The sequence below is a fragment of the Bacteroides cellulosilyticus genome, assembly GCF_020091405.1.
In the GTDB taxonomy this organism is placed as follows: Bacteria; Bacteroidota; Bacteroidia; order Bacteroidales; family Bacteroidaceae; genus Bacteroides.
Map to the genome: position 1 here is coordinate 3,908,079 of NZ_CP081903.1, position 24,300 is coordinate 3,932,378.

Here is a 24,300-nt window from a genome sequence, read left to right on the forward strand (position 1 = left end):
TGTACATAATATGTCAAACTTGCGTTTTTACAAGTCTTCTGAGTCGTTTAGAAGCAATCTTTTCTCATTTTTTTGATTTACCATATGTGGCATGATAGATATATGATTTCCATCATCTCGGTTAAACCTTACATCTTTTGTTCTTGTAGGTTCATGCCACTAAGTCGAGTTAAATTTTGATTGTCTTAAAACTTCAATCTGCCAGCATCTTTAATAACAGATAATATTCTTTCTTATGTCTTTCCATCTTCGCTAAGTCTTTGTCTGTCGGGTGTAGAATGCGGGTAATATCCATATTGTACTGAAGGTCATTCAATTTGACTTTGATGGCCAAACGATGTCCGCGGAAACGATTGATATATGTTTCACGATTGCTAGTTGTGCGGAAGTCCATTAGATCGAGAGTCTCTTCAATCTCGTCCCATTCTTGCTTTTTTAATTTGTGGTATTTTTCGTTCGGAAAGGATCCTACGATATCTTCAAATTCATAAATCCAGTCATGTTTTTCCTTGTTCTTCTCCCAGTCATCCAGTATCGCTTTCAGTTTTCTAATGATCTCTTTTACGGTATGACCTGTATCTTCAGTTGCATTAAACAGAAATCCCACGGTTTTTTCTTTCCAGTCGAAACCGTTTCGTCCGACAGTCGATAAATGTTCTTCAATGTAATCTTTACCTGCTTGATCTACCTGTCCTTTGTGCAATTCTTTGGCCAACCGTGCCGCTGCGTATGCTACATGTATCTTATATCCCATGATATCTTCATAGGCATCTTTTGTTTCTTTTGCAGCTTGAGGGTTAAACGTTCCCAAGTATTTGATATATTTCATATAAGTTCGTTCTCCCGCACCTGATAGCCCTGACATAGTGTCAAGTAGCTGGTCTGCAATCCGATCCAATACATTAATATCTTGGATATTGTTGCGCATTGCTTCATTCAACCGTTTTCCCGCCTGTTTCGCCATTCGTTATTCCAATGCGATGCTCTGCTTGCAGAATGCTATAAAATTAGAGTTAAGTTTCATCCTTTTACACGCTTCTTTTTAATTAATTCCTCTTGTTTTTAATTATATAGTTAATTATAACATGTGTGTGTCAAAACTCAGTTTTTAAAAACATGAACTTATAATCTGAAATTTGAGCATCCTAAAAGACTAAAGAAAGGGTCATATCATTACTCAATACAGAGCTTGATACGACCCTTTTACGTGTTATAATTACTATTTGTAACTTTTCGGGGCTGTCATTTTGGTTTTGACACATCTCCATGTTGCTAATGATTATGGGATTATATCCCGTTTTTGTCAATGTTTACTTTTTCTATTTCATCCCATTCTGCCAGAGAGATAATGTCATGGTATTGTTTCAATGATAAAACATTCTCCTCGCTATCCATACATTCGTATTCCCATGGAAGTTGATAAACGGTTCCTTCTTCATGATGGCCCATGTAGTCGTGAAATGTGTACGGAATCAATTTCACATGGTCCTTCTCCTTGAGTATTCGTAAAAGTTTGGCAGCGTCGTGTATTTCCAAAGGAGCGCCAGTCTTGTAAAGTGCAGTGGCGACTTCTATCGCGACATCCGCATACGCTGAGTAGCTGTTGGAAACAATGATTCTCCAACCGGGGCTGTCAAAATCCGATGCGAGTACATTCAGCCGCGACAATCCCAGTTCCCCATAATGGTCTGAGGCGAATTTGTTGAAATCCGTTTCACTGTCGAGATCGTATTCATCTTGCAAATCGCAGAATTTAACCATGTTGTAATATGCGACATCTTGTAATTCCAATGGTACTCCATTCAGGAAGGTCCGCTTCTTTCGTGTAGTATCAAACCTTTCAAAATACCGGTCATAGGCTTCATGAGCGATCCGATAGTATTTGCAATACGAACATATCGTCATTGTATCTAACAGTCGCCCGAAATTCTTGCAGACGGAATCCTCCAGTGCTTTTATTGCAGTCTCCTCGTCTTCGACTTCAATTTTAAATCTCGGTTCGATTCTGTTGAACTCCTTTCTCGCAATTCTTCCGTTTCGCTGCTGGTAAGGAAGATGATTCGCCACATAATCATTGAACCCCTCCGGATCTTGTATGATAGCATCGATTAGCTTCTGAAGATGTAAGGCCAACTTTACAAAGAAATCCCTTTGCCATTCGGGATAAAAACAATCACCTATTCTGTCTCCATATCGGGAATAATTCGCAATAGTAAAATACGAGTGTTTCCTGTCTGAGAATTGTATGGTACGATTTTCTTTATATCTGGCGGAGCTAACATGATACCATACCATTTCCCTGGGATTTGACAATTCCCAATCCCGGAGGTATTCTTCCTTGCTTTCATATTCTCCGTCTGCAATCGACGCTTCGCAATCTCCCCATTCTTCCTGAGTAGGGCGGGGCAATTCGATATAAAATCCTCTGTATTCATTGTCACCCATCTCTTCCAGTTGAGCAAATTGCTCCTGAAGTTTAACTAACATCTTCAATGTATCGTTATCAACCACGATTTCTGTATCGCGCCCGCTTCCGAGCTGTTCGAATATCGCAGCATTCAATCCGCATTCTTTCGCCAAGTCTATGAAAAGATGCCTGGTAAAGATTGTCTTCTTATGTCGTTCCATATCTCATTCGTTTTCAATCGTTAAAAATTTCCCCGGATCAAATCCATTGATTACATGCTCGTTTTCAAATGCATATCCCATCTGGTTGCAAATCACTTTTGTACTCCCGATTTCTGTGTCGATATTGGTATGCGAATGTCCGTAAATCCAAGCATTGATCCGGCTGTTACCGATCAGGTCTCCGTATTCACTGGCAAAGGCACTGTTCAATACGGAACCTTTATGCTGAGGAGCAACAACCTGCAAAGTAGGCAGGTGGTGAGTCACGACCACTATGTGTTCTGCCGTACTTTCGGCAAGACTTTTTTTGATATGCCCTAAACAGAAGTCATGCATCTGATTATATGCTTCCGTTTGGAGCAGTTTCCCTTTGTACATGGTCTGACGGAAATCGTTAAGTCCTTTCCAAACGAAATATTCGTCTACCGGTTCGATATGCGACCAAAATGTGCTCATTATGAAATCGGTATCGTCTATTCTCAATACTTGATTTTGATAATAACCGACATTCTCTTTGAACATCCATCGCCATTGTAATCCCCGTTCCATCACATCGCAATAATTGTAATATTCATGGTTCCCGGGAACAATAAGAACCTGCCTATAGTTTTTAGATGCCCATTCCCAGAAATTCCCCAAAGGAGCTACTCTGTCTTTCAGATAGAAAATATCTCCGGCCAATACGAGTATATCGCCCGTTACCGGAAATCTGTTTTGTTTTATGTACCTGCTGTTCTCCCTGAACTCAAAATGCAGATCGCTCATATATTGTATTCTCATATTACTTATTTTTATTTGCTTGTTCAACCTGTTTTTGGATTATCCTCTTTACCTGCTCAAATGAGACCGGAGTAAAGTCATTATTATCCACTCCCACATCATATTGCGTCGGAAAGAGCATATCCAGCCGTGAAGCGTCTTTTCCCGTATTATTCTTGCTCGTATGCACATGCCCGAACAGTTGCCACATATTCCTGTAAGCACCTCCATAGCAGAGGAACGGATAGTGGTTCAGGTAGATTTTCTGCTTGTCGACCTCTATGTGCATTTGCATGCTTGTCAATTCAAACCTGCTGGCGTACCCTTGCCTGATATTTTTTAGATCATGATTACCGAGAATGAGATAGATTTTTCCATTCAGTCTGTTAAGAATCTTGGTCCATTCATGGGATCCTCCCAGGCAAAAATCCCCCAGATGAAACACGATATCATCTTGATCAACTACCCGGTTCCAATTTTCGATCAGCGTTTCATTCATATCTTCTACATTCTTGAATGGCCTCTTGCAAAAGTCAATGATATTCGAATGATAAAAGTGCGTGTCCGATGTAAAATACACCTTGTTTCCGTCAAATTTGTAATTCATTTTGCTCTCTTTTGTGCACATTGCTGTGCGGTTAATTAAAATTGGTTGTTCTTGTGCTCATTGTACGGAAATGACGGGAGAGGAATTGCACGGAGCAAACAGTCACCAATGGGCATAAAACAAAATAGTTGGAAAGTTCGGTAAGGACTCTCCAACTATTCTGTTGTTTATTTTAAGATCAAGATACGAGCATCTATCGCATCTTATCTCCTATATCTGTTCGTTGGAAAGTATTTATGATATTCTCTGGCGTTTCAATGCTCCAAACATGAAGAACATACGACTGAACTTCGAAGCATTTGTTGTCTCGAATTGTCGTTTGGGATAATATGTTCATTCTATTTTGCTGCATTGTAAATTTTCAAAAGAGGCGCAAATGTACAGAATAATTTCGCAATACTCCAAATATTTTTCAGTGAATTCTTCAAATCACCCTATAAAAATCACTGTGAGACTTAAGAGGATGTTCAATATGCCATGATTCGAATACTTCGCAATAATTGTTGGGAATATTTATCAAATGTATTATATGAAATCTCATTGGTGATGATTTCTGCTGTTATATTCAAATATACCAATCGCTTGATTATCAGAATCTATTTTGGCTGAAAAAACAATTCAGTTCTATTCGAATATTATCTGTAATTTGGATAAGTTTTAGTGGCACTGATAAAATTTGCCTATTTATCACTGTTAAATTGTATGAGGGACAGAATTTTGTCCCTTGTATCCGTTCAGGGAACAAACGGGGGACAAAATCATGAAAAATTGATACAATACTTTATTATTCCTTTGCATTTAATGTGTTGATTATCAATGTCATCTAAGTTGGACTGTTTCTTCTTTTACTTTCTATTGTATATTGTATAATATGTTGATAATCAATAAGTTATATACTACTATTTGCCGATGCAGAAGTGCTGAAATATATTTTGTAGCACCATATCATTCGTCACCTCCCCCGCAATGTCGCTCAAATGGAAGATGCACTCCCTGATGTCCTGGGCCACGAAGTCCCCGGAAAGATTGTTTGCCAATCCCTGTTGTACGCGTTCGATGGCTTCTAAAGCATGCGTAAGGGCTTCGTAATGGCGGGCATTGGTCACTATCACGTCGTTCTGGGTTATCGTAGGCAGATTGGCGGCGGCTATAAGTTTCTTTTGAAGCACATCCGTATTTTGCCTTTTCTTGGCGGAAATAAAAATACATTCGGCGTCAGGAATGATGGAAGAGGCCGCAGACAGCACCTCATCAGAATGAGCCGTGCCCAACAAATCCGCTTTGTTGAATACCAATATCAAATGCTTTCTTTCCAGGCGCGGAAGTATCTGCCCCGATAGCTGATTCATTTGCGACGTTGCGTCCGTTGCATCAATCATCCAAAGCACAATCTCCGCTTGTTCCAGTTTTTGGAACGTGCGCTCTATGCCCAGACTCTCAATCGTATCATTGGTCTCGCGGATACCTGCCGTGTCAATGAAACGGAAAGTAATACCGCCGATATTGGTCGTATCTTCAATCACATCGCGTGTAGTGCCGTGAATGTCGCTCACGATAGCCTTGTCCTCGTTCAGCAATACATTGAGGAGCGTTGATTTCCCGGCATTCGTTTCGCCGATGATGGCTACCGGTACGCCGTTTTTGATCGCATTTCCTACGCTGAACGAATGTACCAGTCGGGAAATGACCCCCTCGATATGATCCGCCAATCGGCAAAGCTCCGTTCTGTCCGCAAACTCCAACTCTTCATGGTCGCTGAAATCCAGTTCCAGCTCAATCAGTGAAGTGAAGTGTAGCAACTGGTTGCGTAGCTCCGTAAGCTCCTTGCTGAATCCGCCACGCATCTGGCTCATGGCAAGGCGGTGGGTGGCGGCAGACGAAGAAGCAATCAGGTCCGCCACGGCTTCGGCCTGGCTCAAATCCATCTTGCCATTGAGAAAGGCGCGTTGCGTGTATTCCCCCGGTCCCGCCAGGCGGCAACCGTGCTTGATGAGCAATTGCAAAACCTGTTGCAAGATATAGCTCGAACCGTGGCAGGTGATCTCCGTACTATCTTCGCCCGTGTAAGAGTGCGGGGCGCGAAACAGGCTGACAAGAACCTCGTCGATGATTTCCTCGCCATCGTGTATCTTCCCGAAAGTCAGTGTATAAGGTTTGCAATTCGCCAGCGTTTTACCGGATTTTGCCGGGGTGAAAATGCGGCTGGTGATACGAATGGCGTCCGCTCCTGAGACGCGAATGCTTCCGATTGCTCCTCCTTGGGCCGTGGCAATGGCACAGATGGTATCCTGATTCATCATAAAAATTGTTATTTGCGTTGCAAAGATAGCCTTTTGGGGTAAAAAAAAGAACGCGATTGTATATTACTTACTCTTTTTTATTACATTTGCTCAATTTTCGTAGCCTTTACATGATACACTTTGTTATTATGGCGCAAGACAAAATAAAAATGCATGATTCCGCTTCTCATACTACCGAGAAAGACGAGAACACGGAACTACTGAAAGAGAAATTATTGAAGGTCAACTCCGTTCTGGCTGCCCATCAAATTGCTCTTTGGGAGATAAATATCAATACCTTTGAGTGCACTTTCACTCAGGAATATTTCGAAAGTTTAGGCTTGGATAAAGTCGGCATCCGTTATCAGAATTTGGAAGAGTTCTGTAGCTTTGTGCATCCCGATGATAAGCATTTGGTGTCGTTGGATGGCTTTCAAAAGAAATTGGATGGCTTTGATGAGTCCAATGTCTTACGGGTGCGTTGCGTAGGCGCGCATGGCGAAATAGTCTGGTTGGAGGACCACCTCTTATCTGTAGAGAAAGATAAAAGTGGAAATCTGGAAAGGCTCTTATGCTATACCGTGAACGTCACCGGGCAGTGCGAGCGCGAAGCACACATATCGCGCGTGGAAGAGCGAAACCGGAAGATAATACAGGCATTGCCTGAATTTATATTTATTTTGGATCAGGATTTCTTCATCACCGACGTGTTAATGTCTTCTGACACCATTTTGCTCCATCCCGTTGAACAGCTACGGGGAGCGGACGGGCGCACTATCTATTCTCCCGAAGTCAGCGACCTGTTTCTACGGAACATACGTCAATGCCTCGAAGACGGGGAGTTGAAGGAGATAGAGTATCCTCTGGATGTGGATGATTGCGAAAGACATTATTTCCAGGCACGCATCGCTCCGTTCGAAGATAATAAAGTGATGGCATTGATACACGATATCGGTGACAGGGTGCAACGCTCCAATGAACTCATCGAGGCGAAGCAACGGGCAGAAGAGGCTGACCGCATGAAATCGGTGTTTCTGGCCAATATGAGCCACGAGATCCGCACTCCTTTGAATGCTATCGTGGGATTCTCTGAAATCATAGCTTTGACGGAAGATGAAGTGGAGAAAGCCGAATACCTGAACATCATTCAAAAGAATAGCAACCTGTTGTTGCAACTCATAAATGACATTCTGGACCTTTCCCGCATCGAGTCGGGAAAATCGGAAATGAACTTCCAGTTGGTCGAAATGACCGGACTGATTGACGAAGTGGAGAAAGTGCATCGCCTGAAAATGAAAACAGGCATCCGACTGAATGTGATACGTCCCGATGAAGAAATCTGGATTATGGTGGACCGGAATAGGATTACGCAAGTGCTGTTCAACTTCCTCTCCAATGCCATTAAGAATACCCATGAAGGGGCCATCACCCTGGGGTTGGAAGCCTGCGGAGAATGGTTGAAGGTTTATGTAACGGATACCGGTTGCGGCATTGCAAAGGAGAAATTGCCCTTGATTTTCAACCGTTTCGAAAAGCTGAACGATTTTGTTCAGGGCACAGGTCTGGGGCTTCCCATCTGCCAGAGCATCGTGGAGAGATTGGGAGGAAAGATTTCCGTAGAGTCCGAAGTAGGAGTGGGGAGCACTTTCGTGATGACCCTTCCTTACCGTCAGTTTGTGTTGGGAGCGGATGGTGAACCTGTTGAGATCAATGCCCACGTAGAGCGAAGATCAGACGGCAGGAAGAAAATTTTGATAGCCGAAGATACGGAGTCTAACTTTATGCAGATAAACATTTTGCTGAAGAAGGACTACACCATTTCGTGGGTTACCAATGGCGAAGAGGCCGTAAATAGTTTCTTGCGCGAGCGTCCCGACCTGATATTGATGGACATCCGCATGCCAGTGATGAACGGTATTCAGGCTACGGAAAAGATACGTACCATCGACATCGATCTGCCTATTGTTGCGGTGACGGCCAATGCTTTTCTGATAGAACAACAACAAGCATTAGCCGCCGGATGCAATGATATTATTGCCAAACCATATACTTACGAAAGATTGAAGGAAACAATCATCAAGTATATTTGAGTGGGTGTTTCTTAAATTCTGTCCAGTACGGTTTTTATCAATGTGTCAATCGTATTCTTGTAGCCCGTATTGGCTTCTTTAATCAACCGGTTGGCTATGACCATGCATACCGTGGTCGCCTTATGTCCCATCAGGCGGCTCAAACCGGCCAGTGCGGAGCTTTCCATCTCGAAGTTCGTAATGCGATAGCCATTGTATTCAAAGTTCTCGATCTTTTCATTTTGCTTCGGATCGGCCAGCGGAATACGTAGTTCGCGTCCTTGCGGACCAAAGAAACCACCGGCGGCAATCGTTACACCGCGTACCATATCGTCTCCGGCAATGCGCTCTATCAGTTCGGCATTGGCGTCGATCACGTACGGAGCAGGTGCGCACATATTTCCCGACCATCCCATGTGGTTCAGGAATGCACGTTCAAATGGCAGGTCGCACACTTCATTGCGCCCTGAATAGAAGTTCAGCAGGCCGTCGAAACCAATGGACTTTTGCGAGCAGATAAATGTACCTACGGGCGTATTCGGTTGCAAACCGCCACAAGTACCGATACGTACCAGTTCTAACTGGCGAAGTTGGGGCTTTTCTTCACGTGTGTTGAAGTCGATGTTGGCCAAGGCGTCCAGTTCGTTCATCACAATATCGATGTTGTCGCAACCAATACCCGTAGAAACCACCGTGATGCGTTTGCCCTTGTAGGTACCTGTAATGGTTTTGAACTCGCGGCTTTCCACTTCACATTCTTTATTCTCAAGGTGTGAGCCTACCAGTGCCACTCTGCCAGGGTCGCCCACCAGGATTACTTTGTCTGCCAGCCACTCAGGCTTTACGTGCAGATGAAAAACTGAACCGTCATCATTGATAATAAGTTCGGAAGATGCAAAATACTTTTTCATATTCTGGATTTTTTGGTTGATACGTTTATAAATAGAAAACGCCGGAACGGGATTACTGTTCACCGGTTCCGACGTTTTTCTGGAGCAATAATTCTACCGGTTATTTACTCAACGGCTGGTTTGAGTTGTTTCCCGATGGTTTGGCTATGGTTTCACGCATGGAAGTATCAGCTTCGATGTTCTTCATCCGATAATAATCCATGATGCCCAGATTACCGTTACGGAATGCTTCTGCCATGGCCTTAGGTACTTCGGCTTCCGCCTCGATCACCTTGGCGCGTGCTTCCTGAGCTTTCGCCTTCATTTCCTGTTCGCTGGCCACGGCCATTGCACGGCGTTCCTCAGCTTTGGCCTGGGCGATATTCTTATCGGCATTTGCCTGGTCTATCTGCAAAGCCGCACCGATGTTCTTACCTATATCGATATCAGCGATATCAATGGACAGGATTTCGAAAGCCGTACCGGCATCCAGACCTTTGCGGAGCACTAGTTTGGAGATTGAATCCGGGTTTTCCAATACTGACTTGTGGTTTTCGGACGAACCGATGGAAGATACGATACCTTCGCCTACACGGGCCAGAATAGTGTCTTCACCGGCACCACCTACCAACTGGCGGATATTGGCGCGTACCGTTACACGGGCTTTGGCTATCAACTGGATACCATCTTTAGCTACGGCGGTCACCGGAGGTGTATCGATCACCTTCGGGTTTACCGACATCTGAACGGCTTCGAACACATCACGTCCGGCAAGGTCGATTGCGGTAGCCATCTGGAAGGATAATTCAATATTAGCTTTAGAGGCGGATACCAAGGCGTGCACCACTCTTTCTACGTGTCCACCGGCCAGGTAGTGAGCTTCCAGCTCGTCGCGGGTAATGTTGCTCAATCCGGCTTTGTGTGCTTCAATCATACCCGGTACAATGATGTAGGGAGGTACGTTACGGATACGCATTAAAAACAATTGCACCAATGAAATCCTGACTCCCGAAACTTTGGCGGACAACCATAGGAAGAAAGGAACATAGTGGAAGAACAGTACGATGAAGATAATGCCTCCTATCACAAGAAAGGCAGTTAGGTACATAGTGTCTACGTTCATGATTTATAAGATATTAAGTGTGAATATTAATCTTTTTTCTTTTCTACCATGATAACGCCGTCCGTTATACGGTTTACAATGATAGGGGTTTTTTCATTCAGAAATCCGTCCATGGATTTCACTTCCACGATGTTGCCGTCTATTTCGGCATTGCCGATCAGTGCCAGGCGTGTAATGGCCACACCCGTATCGCCTACTTTTACTTGATCCGCGGCCGTACGGTCTACCTTCGATGTGATATTCTTCTTTAACGCCACTTTATCCAAGGTCTTGGAGCGCATGAAGAGTATCAATGAACCTATGCAGGCTATTGCCGATACACCGAGCGTGATGAAACCAGCCGTTGTACCCAGATAGGCAAAGGCATAGTAGTTGGCATAGATCATGCAAGCTCCGGCCAGGATTCCGGCTATGCTGATGCCCGGGATGACGAACAGTTCTACCAAGAATAGGATAACCGCCGCAACAATGAGTACAATGATGATAAGTATGTCCATAGTTTTCTATTTAAAGGATTGTTTTTCTGTATTACGCACTTCAATGGCGGCCTTCTCCAATTCAACTGATAATTGTTGTATCTGCTTTTCCAGATCGAGTATAGCGGGAGCCAGTTTGCCTTTATCGCTTTCCTTGGCGCGGGAGTACAAGGAACGTTGCTCTTCCAATTTGTTTTGCTGCTGTCTGAAGCTTTTCTCCAACTGGCGGTATTTGCTGAATAAGCTTTTGGCCTGAGGAGATTTGAAATCACTCCATTGATAATACGTAGTGTGGTCATCAATTACAAATTCAAAGTCATAGCTCCGTTCGGCTTGTGGCTTTTCACTGATAGCGGCTTGCAGACGGCGTTTGGCGTCAGATACTGTATTCTGATCTACCCATGTATCTTTCAAGGAGTGAATTTGAGCAAGTCGGACAACTTTTTTCTTGTCCATAGCTTCGTAGTTATACACCCGTTTGGAAGAGTTGGGAATAAATACGTAAATACATACTTTTCCTTCCGGCTGGTAGCGATCGGAAGCAAACCATCCGAGGTTGTTGAACTCGTCGATGGCAAACATATAGTCGTTATAGGGAGAATTGAATGGCATGCCCACATTCTCCGGAGTCAGATAAGTGTTGGTATTCGTATTGTAGCGGGTAACGAATATGTCGTATCCACCTATTGAATTCTCACCGTCGGCGGCATAGTAGATAGTGGCACCATCCGTCAATACGTACGGATAATTGGCGTTGATGGAGTCGTTGATGCTACCGGGCAATAGGCTGCCTTTACTCCATTCGCCTTGCATCTTGTTGCGGGCAAGGATGCTGAGTTTGCCATCAGGCTGGCGTTCACCGTAATAAATCTTATTACCGAGTTCAGTTTCGTATACAGTAGCTTCTATTTCTTCTTTATTCTGGAAGAAATCGTTGTACGTGAATAATTTACCGGATTCCGGACTGATTTTATAAGCTTCCAAAAAGCGGTCTTTATCCACTACGATACTATCGATAATGCACACTTCTTCAATGCCTTTTAGCATGCGGAGATTAGTCTTGCTCTTTTCCAGAAGTTTTTCAGCTTCTGCGGTAGGTCTTTTTCGTTTGGAAAGATCACTGATATACTCTTCGTAACACTTGATGGCATCTTCAAAACGATACAGGTCGTTATAATTTCGTGCCAGATACAGTTGTCCGCTGGGGATACGTTTCTTAACGGCTGTTTCCAGGTATTTCAGGGCTACGTCAGGTTCTCCTGTTTCCAGGCAGCATACACCGTACCATAAATTATAATTTCCGTTTGCCGGTTGTGTCCTGACGAATTTTTTGAAAACGGGTTTGGCTTTTTCGTACTGCCCCTTGTTGTAAAAAGCTTTAGCTTGTTCCAACGTCTGTGCCGATGCACCGACTAATACGAGACAAAATAGAAGGAGTAAAATATATCTCTTTTTCATGCTAGTTATCCAACTTACAAATTCGAATGTTCAAAAATACAAATTAATCGGGAATAATGCTGATTTCCGTTATTCTATTATGTTAATTCTTCTTTAAATCATTCTTTTCTCTTACTTTTGCAGGACAAAAAGTAAAAGAGCTACAAGCTACAAGTAGTTGCGCAACGTCCGCATGGGACTTGTAGCTCATAGCTTGTAGCTCGTAGCTTGTAACTCGTAGCTTTGAATCATTATGGCGCAATTTACTGAAGAAGAGAAGACCATCCGCCGCATAGAAAAGCGGTTTAGCAAGGGACTGGTAGAATATGGGCTGATAGAGGATGGGGATAAAATCCTCATCGGGCTTTCCGGTGGCAAAGACTCTTTGGCATTGGTGGAATTGTTGGCGAAGCGCGCCCGTGTCTTTAAGCCCAGATTCTCCGTGGTTGCCGTTCATGTGGTTATGAAGAATATACCTTATCAGAGTGATTTAGCCTATCTGCGTGAGTATGTTGAGTCGTGGAATATCCCTTTCGTACTGTATGAGACGGAATTCGATGCAAGTACGGATACGCGTAAGTCACCTTGTTTTCTTTGTTCATGGAATCGGCGTAAGGCGTTGTTTACTGTTGCCAAGGAACAAGGTTGTAATAAAATAGCATTGGGACATCACATGGATGATATTCTGGAAACATTATTGATGAATATCACTTTTCAGGGCGCATTTAGTTCCATGCCTCCTCGCTTGGTAATGAAGAAGTTCGATATGACGATTATCCGTCCGATGTGCTTGGTACATGAGTCTGATTTACTGGAACTGGCACAGATAAGGGGATATCGGAAACAGGTGAAGAATTGCCCTTATGAAGCGCAATCCCATCGAAGCAATATGAAAGACATTCTGCATCAACTGGAAGAAATGAATCCGGAAGCTCGTTATAGTCTTTGGGGAAGTATGGCAAATGTTCAGGAAGAGCTTCTTCCTAAAAAAGTTAGTAATTTAGATTAATTAATCATCGCTTAAATATTCATAACTGAAATGAAAGGTCTTTATACGATTCTGCTTTTAATTGTCTCCAATGTCTTTATGATTTTTGCCTGGTATGGTCATCTGAAGTTGCAAGACATGAGAATTATTACAAACTGGCCGCTTTATGCCATCATCTTATTTTCATGGAGCATCGCTCTTGCGGAGTATTTCTGTCTGGTTCCGGCCAACCGTATTGGGTTTATAGGTAATGGCGGTCCTTTTTCATTGATACAGTTGAAGATAATTCAGGAGGTGATTACTCTTATTGTTTTCATTGTATTTACTACTGTCCTTTTTAAAGGTGAAAGCCTGCACTGGAATCATTTTGCGGCATTTATTTGCCTGGTATTGGCAGTGTATTTTGTATTCTATAAATGATAATTTAGCGGGCATCCGCCCGCTAAATTATCATTTATTTGTTATAAACCGTTCCATCCCTTTCGTATAGTATGTTTGAAGTTCTCCATTCTCATCCGTGTAAATAAAGCACGCATCGATATCCGGATGGGCATCGGCGAAGCGTTCCGCTTCTTCCAGTCCCATCACCATGAATGCGGTGGCATAAGCATCAGCACTCATACAGTCTTTGGCTACTACAGTGGCAGATAAGATATTGTGTTGTACGGGATATCCTGTTCTTGGGTCTATAGTATGTGCATATTTCTTTCCGTCTCTATAATAGAAGTTGCGATAATTGCCTGAGGTTGCAATGCCCACATCCGTTACATTCAGTACTGTTTGTAGCTCCTGATTAATGGACAGTGAATCATCAACCGGCTTATTGATTCCAATACGCCATAGATCTTTCTTGGGATTTTCTCCCCGTGCTACGATCTCTCCGCCTATATCTACCATGAAATTTTTGATGCCTTTCTTTGCAAGAAACTGTGCTATTACATCCACTGCATATCCCTTGGCTACTGCACTACATGAGAGCATCATGCGCTCATCCTGTTTCACTACTTTACCTTCTTCTGACAGATTCACTTTCGTATATCCTGTAATTTCCAGCAGGCTGTCTACCATAGCGGAGTCAGGAAATGCGCCTTTCTTGAAACCAAACCCCCAGGCATTGGCCAGTGGAGCAACCGTAATATCGAATGCACCATTCGTTTCTTTGGATATTTCCATACTACGACGGAATACATTTGTAAAGAAGGTATCCGGTACAATATCTTCATTACGGTTGATTCGTGTAATTGTGGCCGTATCATTGAAGGGAGATAGCGAACCGTCAAATCTCTTCAATTCTTCATCGATTTCAGCTTTCAGATCACCGTCATATTGATAAGTTATATTATAAACTGTGCCGAATATCAGTCCGTTGACTGTATAATAAGGTTGCGTACGGTTATGACGTGCAAGTATCCAGATTGTTCCCAATACAAGCAGGGCAATCCATAAGAAATTTCTCTGTACTTTCTTTTCCATAAGCGAAGTTTAACTGAAGAACAAGTGTTCTATTAATATTTTTGTTCCGATGATAATCAGGATAATACCTCCCCAAAGTTCTGCCCGCAACTTTCGTGCAATGCCGCAACCAAAACGGATACCGAACAGTAATCCTATGAGGGACATAACGAAAGATACGAAACCGATAACAGAAATAGGTGCCAGTATTTCCGAGAAATCCCGCATCCCTAGAAATGCAAATGAGACACCGATGGCCAGTGCATCTATGCTGGTTGCGATGGCTAATGCGAGCACTACTTTCAGACTTTTCGGGTCATACTCTTTTTTGCAATCCTCGTCTTTGAAAGACTCTCTGACCATGCGTCCGCCCAGGAAAGCAAGGATGATGAAGGCAATCCAATGGTCCAGACTTTCTATCAGGTGGCTGAACGTGCTGGCACCTATCCACCCGAGGAGTGGCATGATAGCTTGGAATAATCCAAAGAAAAAAGCCATGGTCAGCATGGGCCGCCATAGCGTACGTTTCAGAAGAATACCACTGGCTATGGAAATTGCGAAACAGTCCATCGCGAGTCCCACGGCAAGAAGCCAAATCTCTAATCCGGTCATAATTTAGTAGGGTAGTTTATATGTGATTGTATAGGTTACACCCATGGTGTTGGAGCCATATTTACCGAATCCGGGTACATACCACGGATCACCATATTCTCCGGTTGATGAACTTGTGCGGAATTTGAAGCGTAATCCCCAGCCCATGTAGAACTGTTTCCAGATATGTGCGCGTATGCCAACGCAGAATTCAAACCATTGCATTGAACCTTTCATTCCTTTATGGTTGAATGGTACGCTTCCTCCCCAGATACCATCCATTTGATTGGGGTTTCCGATACTTCCGTCAAAAATGGGGTCGGTCACGGGGAGAGCTGTTATATCATATTTGAAGCTACTCATTGCATAGCGTAAGCCAACAAACAGGAAATTATCGAACTTCTTTTTATAAAGAGCGTTATAGTTCATACCGATACGGAAATAAGGTGCATTACTTTTGTAATTCGTTCCGTTATCATTCCATGCGTCGGTGCTGCCATATCCAAGTTCCACAATCGGGAAGAAACGGTTTTTAAGGTTGACGTCAACAGCTACTTCCGAGCTTAAGAAATCACCTCCCAGAACTTTGCTTCCGATTCCCCACAGGTCCACACTGACAGTCACGCCATTGTATAGCGGGAAGACATTCTCATCCGCTTCTTTCTTTTCCTCCTGCTTGGGCGGATTGGAAGCGGGAGGCCGGTTGCTGTTCTGTGCCTGTACCGGGAGCCCTGTCAGCAAGAAAAATGCCAGATTAAGGCTGAGGATAAAAGAGCTTAAGATTTTCCGTTCCATAAATGCTTACTTCTTTTTCTTGAATATATATGGAGTCAAGTAGATAGCGACTGTGTGCTCCGCCTGTGATGCTTTGTTTCATCTGATAGCCGCAATCCATTGACAGGAAATAGGGCGTATTCTTTTGGTAGATAATAATAGTATCTTTTTTAATCTTGGGATCTTTGCTATAGTGAAATATCAATACGGTAGAATCTGCTGTATAGCGCAGAGGCAATGATAGCGAATGCACTTTCTTCTGATTGTTAAGAATGACGGAGTCTGTATCGAATGCTGTAATAGTCAGCGAGTCGAGTGTATCGTTGAACACTCTTTTACTTTCCCTGTCCACCGTATATAGATAACATTCCATCATCGGACGTGCATTCATGGAGCAGTCTTCTTCTTCCGAACAAGAAGAAACGATGCTGATGATGGGATAAGCAATCAGACAAAGCAATATCAGTTTTACTAATTTTTTCATAGTCTATATTGTTTTTTCTATTTGATATTTATTTCGTTCAGGAGCACTACGCGAAATCAGTTCGCCAAGGAAGCCTGCAAGGAACAGTTGAGTTCCGATGATCATGGCGGTCAGTGATAAGTAGAAGTAGGGGGAGTCCGTAACCAGGCGGTAAGGCATTCCGTTATACATATTATACAGTTTCGTGATTCCTACAATAATCACTGAAATAAAACCGAAGATGAACATCAGTGAACCGAGCAACCCGAAAAAATGCATAGGTTTTACTCCGAAAGCTGACAAGAACCAAAGTGAAATCAAATCCAGATATCCATTGAAGAAACGGTTTAAACCGCCGAACTTTGTCTTTCCGAATTTACGTGCCTGGTGCTGAACTACTTTTTCTCCGATTTTTTTGAAGCCGGCATTTTTGGCGAGGTAGGGGATATAGCGGTGCATTTCGCCGTACACTTCGATGTTCTTCACCACATCCAGTTTGTAGGCTTTCAATCCACAGTTAAAGTCGTGCAGGTTCTTGATGCCCGACACTTTACGAGCTGTTGCATTGAATATTTTTGTAGGAATGGTTTTTGAAAGTGGGTCGTAGCGTTTCTTTTTCCATCCGGATACCAGATCATAACCGTCTTCCGTAATCATACGGTACAGTTCGGGTATTTCGTCCGGGCTATCCTGCAAATCTGCATCCATGGTGATGACTACATCTCCCTGTGCCTTCTCAAAGCCACAGTACAATGCCGGCGATTTGCCATAGTTACGGCGGAACTTGATGCCATGCACGGTATCCGATTTTCGGCTCAGTTCTTCGATAATTTGCCAGGAACGGTCGGTACTTCCGTCATTTACGAAAATTACTTCGTATGAAAAACCATTGGCTTTCATTACCCGTTCAATCCATGCGTACAGTTCCGGAAGTGATTCTTCTTCATTATATAAAGGAACGACAACTGAAATATCCATCTTGTGATTTATGATTTATGAATTATGAATTAGGGTTGAAATCACATCTGCTTTTTTACTTTATCACTCATTTTAATTATCCATCTTTATCTTCCGCCTATATGCTCTGCCGGTGGGCGCTTCATGACAAATAAGGCGGTGGGGATAGCAAGTAATGATCCGTAGAATACATTCTGAGACATCAGTTGCATGGTGATATCTGTTGGAGATAGCGAGCGCATCGCACTTATAATTTCTTTAAACTGCTCTACATAGGCATCCATCCCCGGTATGGTATGGCTGGTCAGACTGTTCAGTAAGCTTTCGTATGTGTTTAGCACAAACCCTTGATCAATAAAACGGAAATATACATAATGAGCTACCGCCGTAAGCAATGCGGCAAACATATACATAAATACAGTGAAAATCCATGCATGAAGAAAACTGATGGCACCACCACAAACTTGGTTACGGTACATTCGTACATAATAATACGCCATAAAAGGCACGCATAGAGTTAGTCCTGCAAAGAGGAAAAATAGGAACGGTGTAGTTAACCCTAAAGGAAATAAAATGAACTTCAAAATCCAAAATCCTCCCAGGTAAGTGCCGAATAACATGGCATATCGTTGTAAGTAACCTTTGTTCTCTGTCATCTTTCATTAGGAATAATGGCGCAAAGGTATAAATAATATTGTTTGTAACCCCCGTATTCTTGTTAAAGTTGAAAAAAGTTTGGGCAAAGTATTGCAGGTTTAATAAAAATGCATACCTTTGCACCCGCAAACAAAAATACGGGTAAGTCCTATACGGCCAGCTCCCTTCGAATCCTCCAGGGCTTGATCGCAGCAAAGGTAGTTGGTTGTAGCGGCGCGATATAGTAAGCTTACCCACCCGCCTCTTTAGCTCAGCTGGCCAGAGCACGTGATTTGTAATCTCGGGGTCGTTGGTTCGAATCCGACAAGAGGCTCAAAGAAAAAGAGATATGTTCTAACAAGAATGTATCTCTTTTTTTATTTGTTTTTTGCGAAAAAAGTAATAGCTTTGTTCTGTAAAACCTAATATTATGATACGAAAACAACCTTATACCTTCTATGTACTCTTCGTTTTTCTCTTCCTGATCCCTTTTGGTAAAGCGTTTGCCGGTTGGAATAACTTCATTGTAAACTTTGATAAAAGCCTTTATGGGAAAGGTCCCCAAACTTGGCAAATAGCTCCTTATGATGACCATTGGGTGTATTTTGCCAATAAAAACGGTATGGTGCAATTTGATGGTAATGTGTGGAAAGTATTTCCGTTAAATAACTTCTCGGATGTGCGTTCCGTATTGGCATCCACTATTCAGAAAAGAATCTATGCCGGTGGTATTAATGAATTCGGCTATTACGAACCGGCAGAAGACGGCGAACTGATTTACCACTGCATGTCCGATACGCTTGACAACTCTGTTCGTATGCTTGGCAATGTGTGGGGAATCCATGAGGCGGATAATATCCTTTATATACAAGGCGATGACCGTGTAGTGAAATATCTGAATGGAAAATATACCGCCATCGAAATGAATGCCAAGATCGACTGTTCCAATATGGTGAATGGTATCCTCTATATAGGTACCGATCGTGGTGTATGGGTACTGGTCGGAAATACTTTCTTTCCATTGCAGGGTGCGGATTCCCTGGCTTCCAATCGTATCCGTGGAATCATTCCACATAAGGGTGGGGGAATCATCATCGTGACGGCGTATGACGGTCTGTTTTATTATAATGGTCGTACCATTGCTCCTTTTATTACCGGTGCAGAGGACTTTATGCGTGAGAACGAAGTTTTTTGTGTGGCTGCTCAAGATGATAAGATAGCTTTGGGAACTATTCATAAAGGCTTATTACTGATAGATTGCGCTACCATGGATGTGAAATACTTCAACGAGAATAACGGGCTGCGTAATAATACGGTGCTTTCCGTTGCCTTCGACGGCCAGGGAAATTTGTGGGCGGGCTTGGATAGTGGTATTGATCATGTTTGTCTGAGCTCTCCTTTTACCAATTTGTATTCATATCCTTATTCTTACGGTACGGGCTATGCTGCTGCTGTTGAGAATGGCTATCTGTATCTGGGTACCAATCGGGGACTTTATTATACTTCTTATCCGGTGAAGCTGAACGGTAGTTTACCGGATATTCATCCCGTTCCTCAATCCAGTGGTCAGGTGTGGAACCTTTGTAAGATTGGTGATGATCTGTTTTGTCTTCATGATCGTGGAATTTTTCAGATTAAAGGTACAAGTATACATAGAATCACGGATATTACAGGTGCCTGGTGCTGTCAAGAGGTTATGGGGCGACCCGATCGTATGTTTGTAGGGGTGTATAATGGCATTTATCTTTTGGAGAAGAAAGCGGGCGAATGGCATATGCTTTGTAAGATCGAAGGATTTGTTGATTCAAGCCGTTTGTTTGAGCAGGAGTCTGCCAGGATTCTATGGGTTCATAATTCCGGCATTATCACCCGTGTGGAGTTGAGTGAGGATTTAACCCGTCAGATCAGTGTAAAATCCTATGGTGTGGCAGAAGGTTTTCCGGTTGAGCGTGATATTTATGTAGCTAAAATAGAAGGTCGTGTTTATTTTGCCACTTCCCACGGTATCTATAAATATAATATTCACAAAGATATGATGGAGCCTTGCAACGATATGAATAATTTGTTGAATGGCACTGCTCCCTATACGCGTTTATTGGAATATCATGACCGGCTCATCAGTTTGAGCCCTTATGAAATCTGTATAGCTAACCTGGGGACTTATAAGAGGGGAGCCAATACCAGTATCAATTCCATTCCCCAGTCTTTGCTTGAGTTGGTGCCGACGTATGCAATTGTTCCTTTATCGGATTCGCTTATGGTGATTCCGAATGAAGAGGGATTTGCCCTGTTCACGATTCCGGCGGTGAAGCACCGGCAAGATCTTGCCCATTCCGTATATATCCGGAATATGTATATTACCTATCCTAAAGATTCTTTGATATATACAGCTAATTTTCTTGGAAAGAAGCCATCCCTCGCTATTAACTATACATCCAATTCGGTTAGGTTCGATTATAGTCTTTCTTTTTTGGCTTTTGGAGGAGATGATATTCGTTTTCAGTATCGTTTGAATGAAGGAGCATGGTCGGACTATACCACTGTGCATACCAAGGAATATAGTAATCTGTCCGAAGGTGATTATACTTTTGAAGTAAAAGCCATTTATCCGGACGGTACTACTTCATTGGATGAACTTTCTTTCCGTATTCTTCCGCCTTGGTATCGCAGTGTGCCGGCTTATGTCTTCTATTTCATTCTTATGCTTTTGGGAGTATGGTATATCTACCGTTGGGATGATGTGCGTGTGAAGCGTAAGAAAGAGCAGGCCGTTGTAGAAAAGGATAAAGAATTGCATGAAATGGAGAAGGAGTTTGAGGCTGAAAAATCCCGTCGTGAGAAACAGATTATGCAATTGGAGAAAGAAAAGCTGGAGTACGACTTGCAGCATAAAAGCCAGGAGATGGCTAACCTGATGATAAACTTTGTCCGTAAAAACGAGATGTTGACGGAGATCAAATCGGAGATTTTCAAAGTGGCTTCCTCGCTGAAAGGGGAGGGGGCCCGTGAAGGCAAGCAGCTCCTTTTGATTATAAACGGTAAAATTGACTCCAACATCCAAAGTGATGAAGTGCTGAAGCGCATCGAAGATCAGTTCGACTTGATTCATAATAACTTTATGAAGCGTCTTCATGCCCGTCATCCCGATCTCTCTGATAATGAGCGCATGATGTGTGCCTATCTGAAAATGAATCTTTCCACTAAAGAGATTGCTCCTTTACTGAATATCTCTGTTCGTGGTGTTGAAACTATCCGCTACCGGTTGCGCAAAAAGTTTGGTTTGGAGCGTGAGGATAGTTTGACAGATTATTTAAGTAATAAGTTGTAAGGGGACTGTCGTTGTACTAAATCCCGCATACGTTTTAGCTAAAGTTTAGCTATATGTATGCGGGATTTAGTACAACTGTACTATCCCCATTTAGTCGTTCTTTTTATGCTTTTAATTCGTACTCTTTCACTGCCTTTTCTAATCTTTCCAAAGGCAATTCTCCCGATTGTCTCCAAAGCTGTTCACCTTTCCTCATTAATATAAATGTGGGGTACATCTCAATGGTGTAGAAATCAGCAAGGGCACTTTCCTGGTCGATATCCACTTGCACTACTTCGAGGGTTCCTTCCATTGCCTTTTTAAATTCTTCTACAATAGGCTGCATGCGTTTGCAATGCGGGCACCAGCTTGCGTAAAATTCTGCCATAACCCAGTCGCCATTGGCTAACTTTTCCCTGTTCCGTTCTTCACGGGCTTCTTTTTTCTCTTCCATAATGGTATGTTTTAAAATGATTGATTATACTTTGAACAATACCGGAAGAAAAAAAGTTTCTATCATTACAATTATTAATGCTATAAAAATTGCTACTTTTGTAAGCAAAAACATGAAAGGACAAATAATATGTCACACTTGGCTACTTTAATAAACGACTTGGCGTTGATCCTGATTTGTGCAGGAATCATGACGCTATTGTTCAAGAAACTGAAACAGCCGTTGGTGCTGGGGTATGTAGTGGCAGGCTTTCTGGCCAGTCCGCATATGCCATATACCCCCTCGGTGATGGATACGGCTAATATACAGACTTGGGCGGATATCGGTGTAATATTCCTTCTGTTCGCACTGGGACTGGAATTTAGTTTCAAGAAAATTGTAAAAGTTGGTGGAGCGGCTATCATTGCTGCCTGTACCATCATATTCTGTATGATTCTTTTGGGAATAACCGTCGGTACAGGCTTTGGCTGGCAGCGTATGGACAGTATTTTTCTGGGAGGTATGATTGCCATGTCTTCCACTACCATTATTTATAAAGCGTTCGATGATTTGGGAATGCGTAAGAAGCAATTCACAGGATTGGTGCTTAGCGTGCTGATATTGGAAGATATTCTTGCTATTGTATTGATGGTGATGCTGTCTACTATGGCGGTAAGGCATAATTTTGAAGGTTCGGAAATGCTGGAAAGTATCGGAAAACTGCTCTTTTTCCTGATACTTTGGTTTGTGGTCGGTATCTACCTGATACCCGAATTGCTGAAGCGATGTCGCAAGTTGATGAGTGAAGAAACACTGCTTATTGTCTCCCTTGGACTTTGTTTCGGTATGGTGGTTATGGCTGCTCATACGGGTTTCTCTGCAGCATTCGGAGCTTTTATAATGGGTTCCATTCTTGCTGAAACGGTTGAGGCTGAGAGTATAGAACGGTTAGTGAAACCAGTGAAAGATCTTTTTGGTGCCGTATTCTTCGTGTCGGTAGGTATGATGGTGGATCCTGCAATGATTGTGGAATATGCACTTCCTATCATTGTAATAACACTGGCTGTTATTTTGGGACAGTCCTTGTTCGGTACGTTGGGTGTGCTGTTGGCTGGGCAGCCTTTGAAGACGGCTATGCAATGCGGTTTCAGTTTAACTCAGATTGGTGAGTTTGCTTTTATTATCGCATCGTTGGGGGTGTCGCTCCATGTGACGAGTGATTTTCTGTATCCTATTGTGGTGGCAGTTTCGGTTATTACCACCTTTCTTACTCCCTATATGATTCGCTTTGCCGAGCCGGCTTCAAATTTCGTTGATACTCATTTGCCGGCAAAGTGGAAAAACTTTCTGTTGCATTACTCATCCGGTTCACAGACTATGAATCATGAGAGCCTGTGGAAGAAGTTTATTTTGGCTTTGACGCGAATCACTATTGTCTATTCCATAGTGAGCATTGCGGTTGTTGCGTTAGCTTTCCGCTTTCTTGTTCCGTTGCTTTTGGAGCATATACCCGGAATCTGGGGGAAGCTGCTTGCTGCTTTCCTGACTATTCTGTTTATTGCTCCATTCTTGCGGGCTATTATGATAAAAAAGAATCATTCGGCTGAATTTGTAACTTTATGGAAGGATAGTCGGGGAAATCGTGCACCGTTGGTAGCAACAATCGTTATACGTATTCTGATAGCCGTATCTTTTGTGATGTTTGTGATAGCAGGCTTGTTTGAAGTCTCTGTTGGTTTATTGTTGGGTGTGGCTGTTTTATTGGTTACGATGATGATATTGTCCCGGCAACTAAAGAAACAGTCTATCATGATAGAGCGGAAATTCTTCCAGAATCTGCGTTATCGCGATATGCGGGCCGAGTATATGGGAGAGAAGAAACCGGAATATGCAGGACGTTTGTTGTCCCGTGACTTGCATCTGGCGGATTTCGAAATCCCCGGTGAATCGGCATGGGCGGGAAAGACGTTGCTGGAGCTTAATTTGGGAAAACAATTTGGTGTACATGTCGTCTCTATTCTTCGCGGAAGGAAGCGGATCAATATACCGGGAGCTTCCGTAAGGCTTTTCCCGGAAGATAAGATTCAGGTCATAGGTACAGATGAAGAACTGAACCAGTTTGGTACCGAAATGGAGAAAGCTTCTGCTCTAGATATGAATGTAGTTGAAAAGAGTGAAACTATCCTGCGTCAGTTCCGCGTGGATGCGCAATCAGAATTTCTGGGCAAGACGATGCGTGAATCCGGTATTCGTGAGAAGTATCATTGCCTTATAGTAGGGGTGGAGAGAGGAGAAGAAGCCTTGCATGCTCCCGATTCGCATGAGCCGTTTATGGAGGATGATGTGGTATGGGTAGTGGGAGAAAAAGCCGATGTGTATAAATTAGTCGGCCAAAAGAATGAAAATATCGACATGGAATAAAGATGGAAAG

At 42.9% G+C, this 24,300-nt stretch carries 21 protein-coding genes and 1 tRNA gene; 6 read left to right on the plus strand and 16 right to left on the minus strand.

Features of this window, described 5'->3' with window-relative positions; all coding sequences use genetic code 11:
• Positions 1–193: 193 nt before the first annotated feature.
• The 5 genes from K6V21_RS14355 to mnmE all read right to left on the minus strand — a co-directional run bounded on the left by K6V21_RS14355 (position 194) and on the right by mnmE (position 6,291).
• Positions 194–964: a hypothetical protein gene (locus K6V21_RS14355; protein WP_224319040.1), complete on the minus strand. Its 771-nt coding sequence runs from the start codon at positions 962–964 to the stop codon at positions 194–196.
• Between the two features lie 323 nt (positions 965–1,287).
• Positions 1,288–2,628, minus strand: a complete 1,341-nt coding sequence (locus tag K6V21_RS14360) for a hypothetical protein (protein ID WP_224319041.1) — start codon at positions 2,626–2,628, stop codon at positions 1,288–1,290.
• A 3-nt stretch (positions 2,629–2,631) separates the two neighbouring features.
• A complete protein-coding gene (locus K6V21_RS14365; protein WP_224319042.1) occupies positions 2,632–3,408 on the minus strand; it encodes a metallophosphoesterase in 777 nt (258 codons plus the stop codon).
• Position 3,409: 1 nt separating this feature from the next.
• Positions 3,410–3,994 carry a metallophosphoesterase gene (locus K6V21_RS14370; RefSeq protein ID WP_224319043.1) on the minus strand — a complete coding sequence of 195 codons (585 nt, stop codon included), beginning with the start codon at positions 3,992–3,994 and terminating at the stop codon, positions 3,410–3,412.
• Positions 3,995–4,893: 899 nt separating this feature from the next.
• The gene (gene mnmE / locus K6V21_RS14375) at positions 4,894–6,291 is read right to left on the minus strand and encodes a tRNA uridine-5-carboxymethylaminomethyl(34) synthesis GTPase MnmE (protein ID WP_224322047.1); all 1,398 of its coding nucleotides are present in this window, start codon (positions 6,289–6,291) and stop codon (positions 4,894–4,896) included.
• Between the two features lie 113 nt (positions 6,292–6,404).
• On the opposite strand from mnmE, the gene K6V21_RS14380 reads away from it, so the two are divergent.
• A complete protein-coding gene (locus K6V21_RS14380) occupies positions 6,405–8,363 on the plus strand; it encodes an ATP-binding protein (RefSeq protein ID WP_408912607.1) in 1,959 nt (652 codons plus the stop codon).
• A gap of 11 nt (positions 8,364–8,374) precedes the next feature.
• Here K6V21_RS14380 and K6V21_RS14385 read toward each other — a convergent pair whose 3' ends face one another.
• From K6V21_RS14385 to K6V21_RS14400, 4 genes are all read right to left on the minus strand, one after another.
• Positions 8,375–9,253 (minus strand): nucleoside phosphorylase, encoded by an 879-nt coding sequence (locus K6V21_RS14385; protein ID WP_007215880.1) that lies wholly within the window; start codon positions 9,251–9,253, stop codon positions 8,375–8,377.
• 100 nt (positions 9,254–9,353) lie between these two features.
• The gene (floA, locus tag K6V21_RS14390) at positions 9,354–10,355 is read right to left on the minus strand and encodes a flotillin-like protein FloA (protein ID WP_007213154.1); all 1,002 of its coding nucleotides are present in this window, start codon (positions 10,353–10,355) and stop codon (positions 9,354–9,356) included.
• A gap of 26 nt (positions 10,356–10,381) precedes the next feature.
• Entirely contained in the window at positions 10,382–10,852 is a 471-nt protein-coding gene (locus K6V21_RS14395) for an NfeD family protein (protein WP_007215881.1), read from the minus strand.
• Between the two features lie 6 nt (positions 10,853–10,858).
• Positions 10,859–12,289, minus strand: coding sequence for a tetratricopeptide repeat protein (locus K6V21_RS14400; RefSeq protein ID WP_217713885.1), 1,431 nt, complete (start codon positions 12,287–12,289; stop codon positions 10,859–10,861).
• A 232-nt stretch (positions 12,290–12,521) separates the two neighbouring features.
• Here K6V21_RS14400 and K6V21_RS14405 point away from each other — a divergent pair, with 232 nt between their 5' ends.
• Complete coding sequence (locus K6V21_RS14405; protein ID WP_029427707.1) at positions 12,522–13,277, plus strand: ATP-binding protein; 756 nt, start codon at positions 12,522–12,524, stop codon at positions 13,275–13,277.
• Positions 13,278–13,307: 30 nt separating this feature from the next.
• Positions 13,308–13,676 carry a DMT family protein gene (locus K6V21_RS14410; protein WP_224319045.1) on the plus strand — a complete coding sequence of 123 codons (369 nt, stop codon included), beginning with the start codon at positions 13,308–13,310 and terminating at the stop codon, positions 13,674–13,676.
• A 30-nt stretch (positions 13,677–13,706) separates the two neighbouring features.
• Here K6V21_RS14410 and K6V21_RS14415 read toward each other — a convergent pair whose 3' ends face one another.
• From K6V21_RS14415 to K6V21_RS14440, 6 genes are all read right to left on the minus strand, one after another.
• Positions 13,707–14,729, minus strand: a complete 1,023-nt coding sequence (locus K6V21_RS14415) for an FAD:protein FMN transferase (protein ID WP_224319046.1) — start codon at positions 14,727–14,729, stop codon at positions 13,707–13,709.
• Positions 14,730–14,738: 9 nt separating this feature from the next.
• Entirely contained in the window at positions 14,739–15,320 is a 582-nt protein-coding gene (locus tag K6V21_RS14420; RefSeq protein ID WP_217713881.1) for a manganese efflux pump MntP family protein, read from the minus strand.
• A 3-nt stretch (positions 15,321–15,323) separates the two neighbouring features.
• Positions 15,324–16,094, minus strand: a complete 771-nt coding sequence (locus K6V21_RS14425) for a DUF6048 family protein (protein WP_217713880.1) — start codon at positions 16,092–16,094, stop codon at positions 15,324–15,326.
• Entirely contained in the window at positions 16,054–16,557 is a 504-nt protein-coding gene (locus tag K6V21_RS14430; protein WP_217713879.1) for a DUF6452 family protein, read from the minus strand. Before K6V21_RS14430 ends, K6V21_RS14425 begins: the two co-directional genes overlap by 41 nt.
• Before the next feature lie 3 nt (positions 16,558–16,560).
• Positions 16,561–17,514 (minus strand): glycosyltransferase family 2 protein, encoded by a 954-nt coding sequence (locus K6V21_RS14435; protein ID WP_217713878.1) that lies wholly within the window; start codon positions 17,512–17,514, stop codon positions 16,561–16,563.
• Positions 17,515–17,600: 86 nt separating this feature from the next.
• On the minus strand, positions 17,601–18,149 hold the full coding sequence (locus tag K6V21_RS14440) for a DUF4199 domain-containing protein (protein ID WP_007213164.1): 549 nt from the start codon (positions 18,147–18,149) through the stop codon (positions 17,601–17,603).
• A 240-nt stretch (positions 18,150–18,389) separates the two neighbouring features.
• Between K6V21_RS14440 and K6V21_RS14445 the strand changes: the two genes are divergently transcribed.
• Together K6V21_RS14445 and K6V21_RS14450 are read left to right on the plus strand one after the other, a co-directional pair.
• Positions 18,390–18,463, plus strand: a tRNA-Thr gene (locus tag K6V21_RS14445).
• Between the two features lie 96 nt (positions 18,464–18,559).
• Complete coding sequence (locus K6V21_RS14450) at positions 18,560–21,457, plus strand: triple tyrosine motif-containing protein (protein ID WP_224319047.1); 2,898 nt, start codon at positions 18,560–18,562, stop codon at positions 21,455–21,457.
• Between the two features lie 103 nt (positions 21,458–21,560).
• Here K6V21_RS14450 and K6V21_RS14455 read toward each other — a convergent pair whose 3' ends face one another.
• On the minus strand, positions 21,561–21,890 hold the full coding sequence (locus K6V21_RS14455; protein ID WP_022208383.1) for a thioredoxin family protein: 330 nt from the start codon (positions 21,888–21,890) through the stop codon (positions 21,561–21,563).
• A gap of 129 nt (positions 21,891–22,019) precedes the next feature.
• On the opposite strand from K6V21_RS14455, the gene K6V21_RS14460 reads away from it, so the two are divergent.
• Positions 22,020–24,290, plus strand: coding sequence for a cation:proton antiporter (locus tag K6V21_RS14460; RefSeq protein ID WP_217713875.1), 2,271 nt, complete (start codon positions 22,020–22,022; stop codon positions 24,288–24,290).
• Positions 24,291–24,300: the final 10 nt, after the last annotated feature.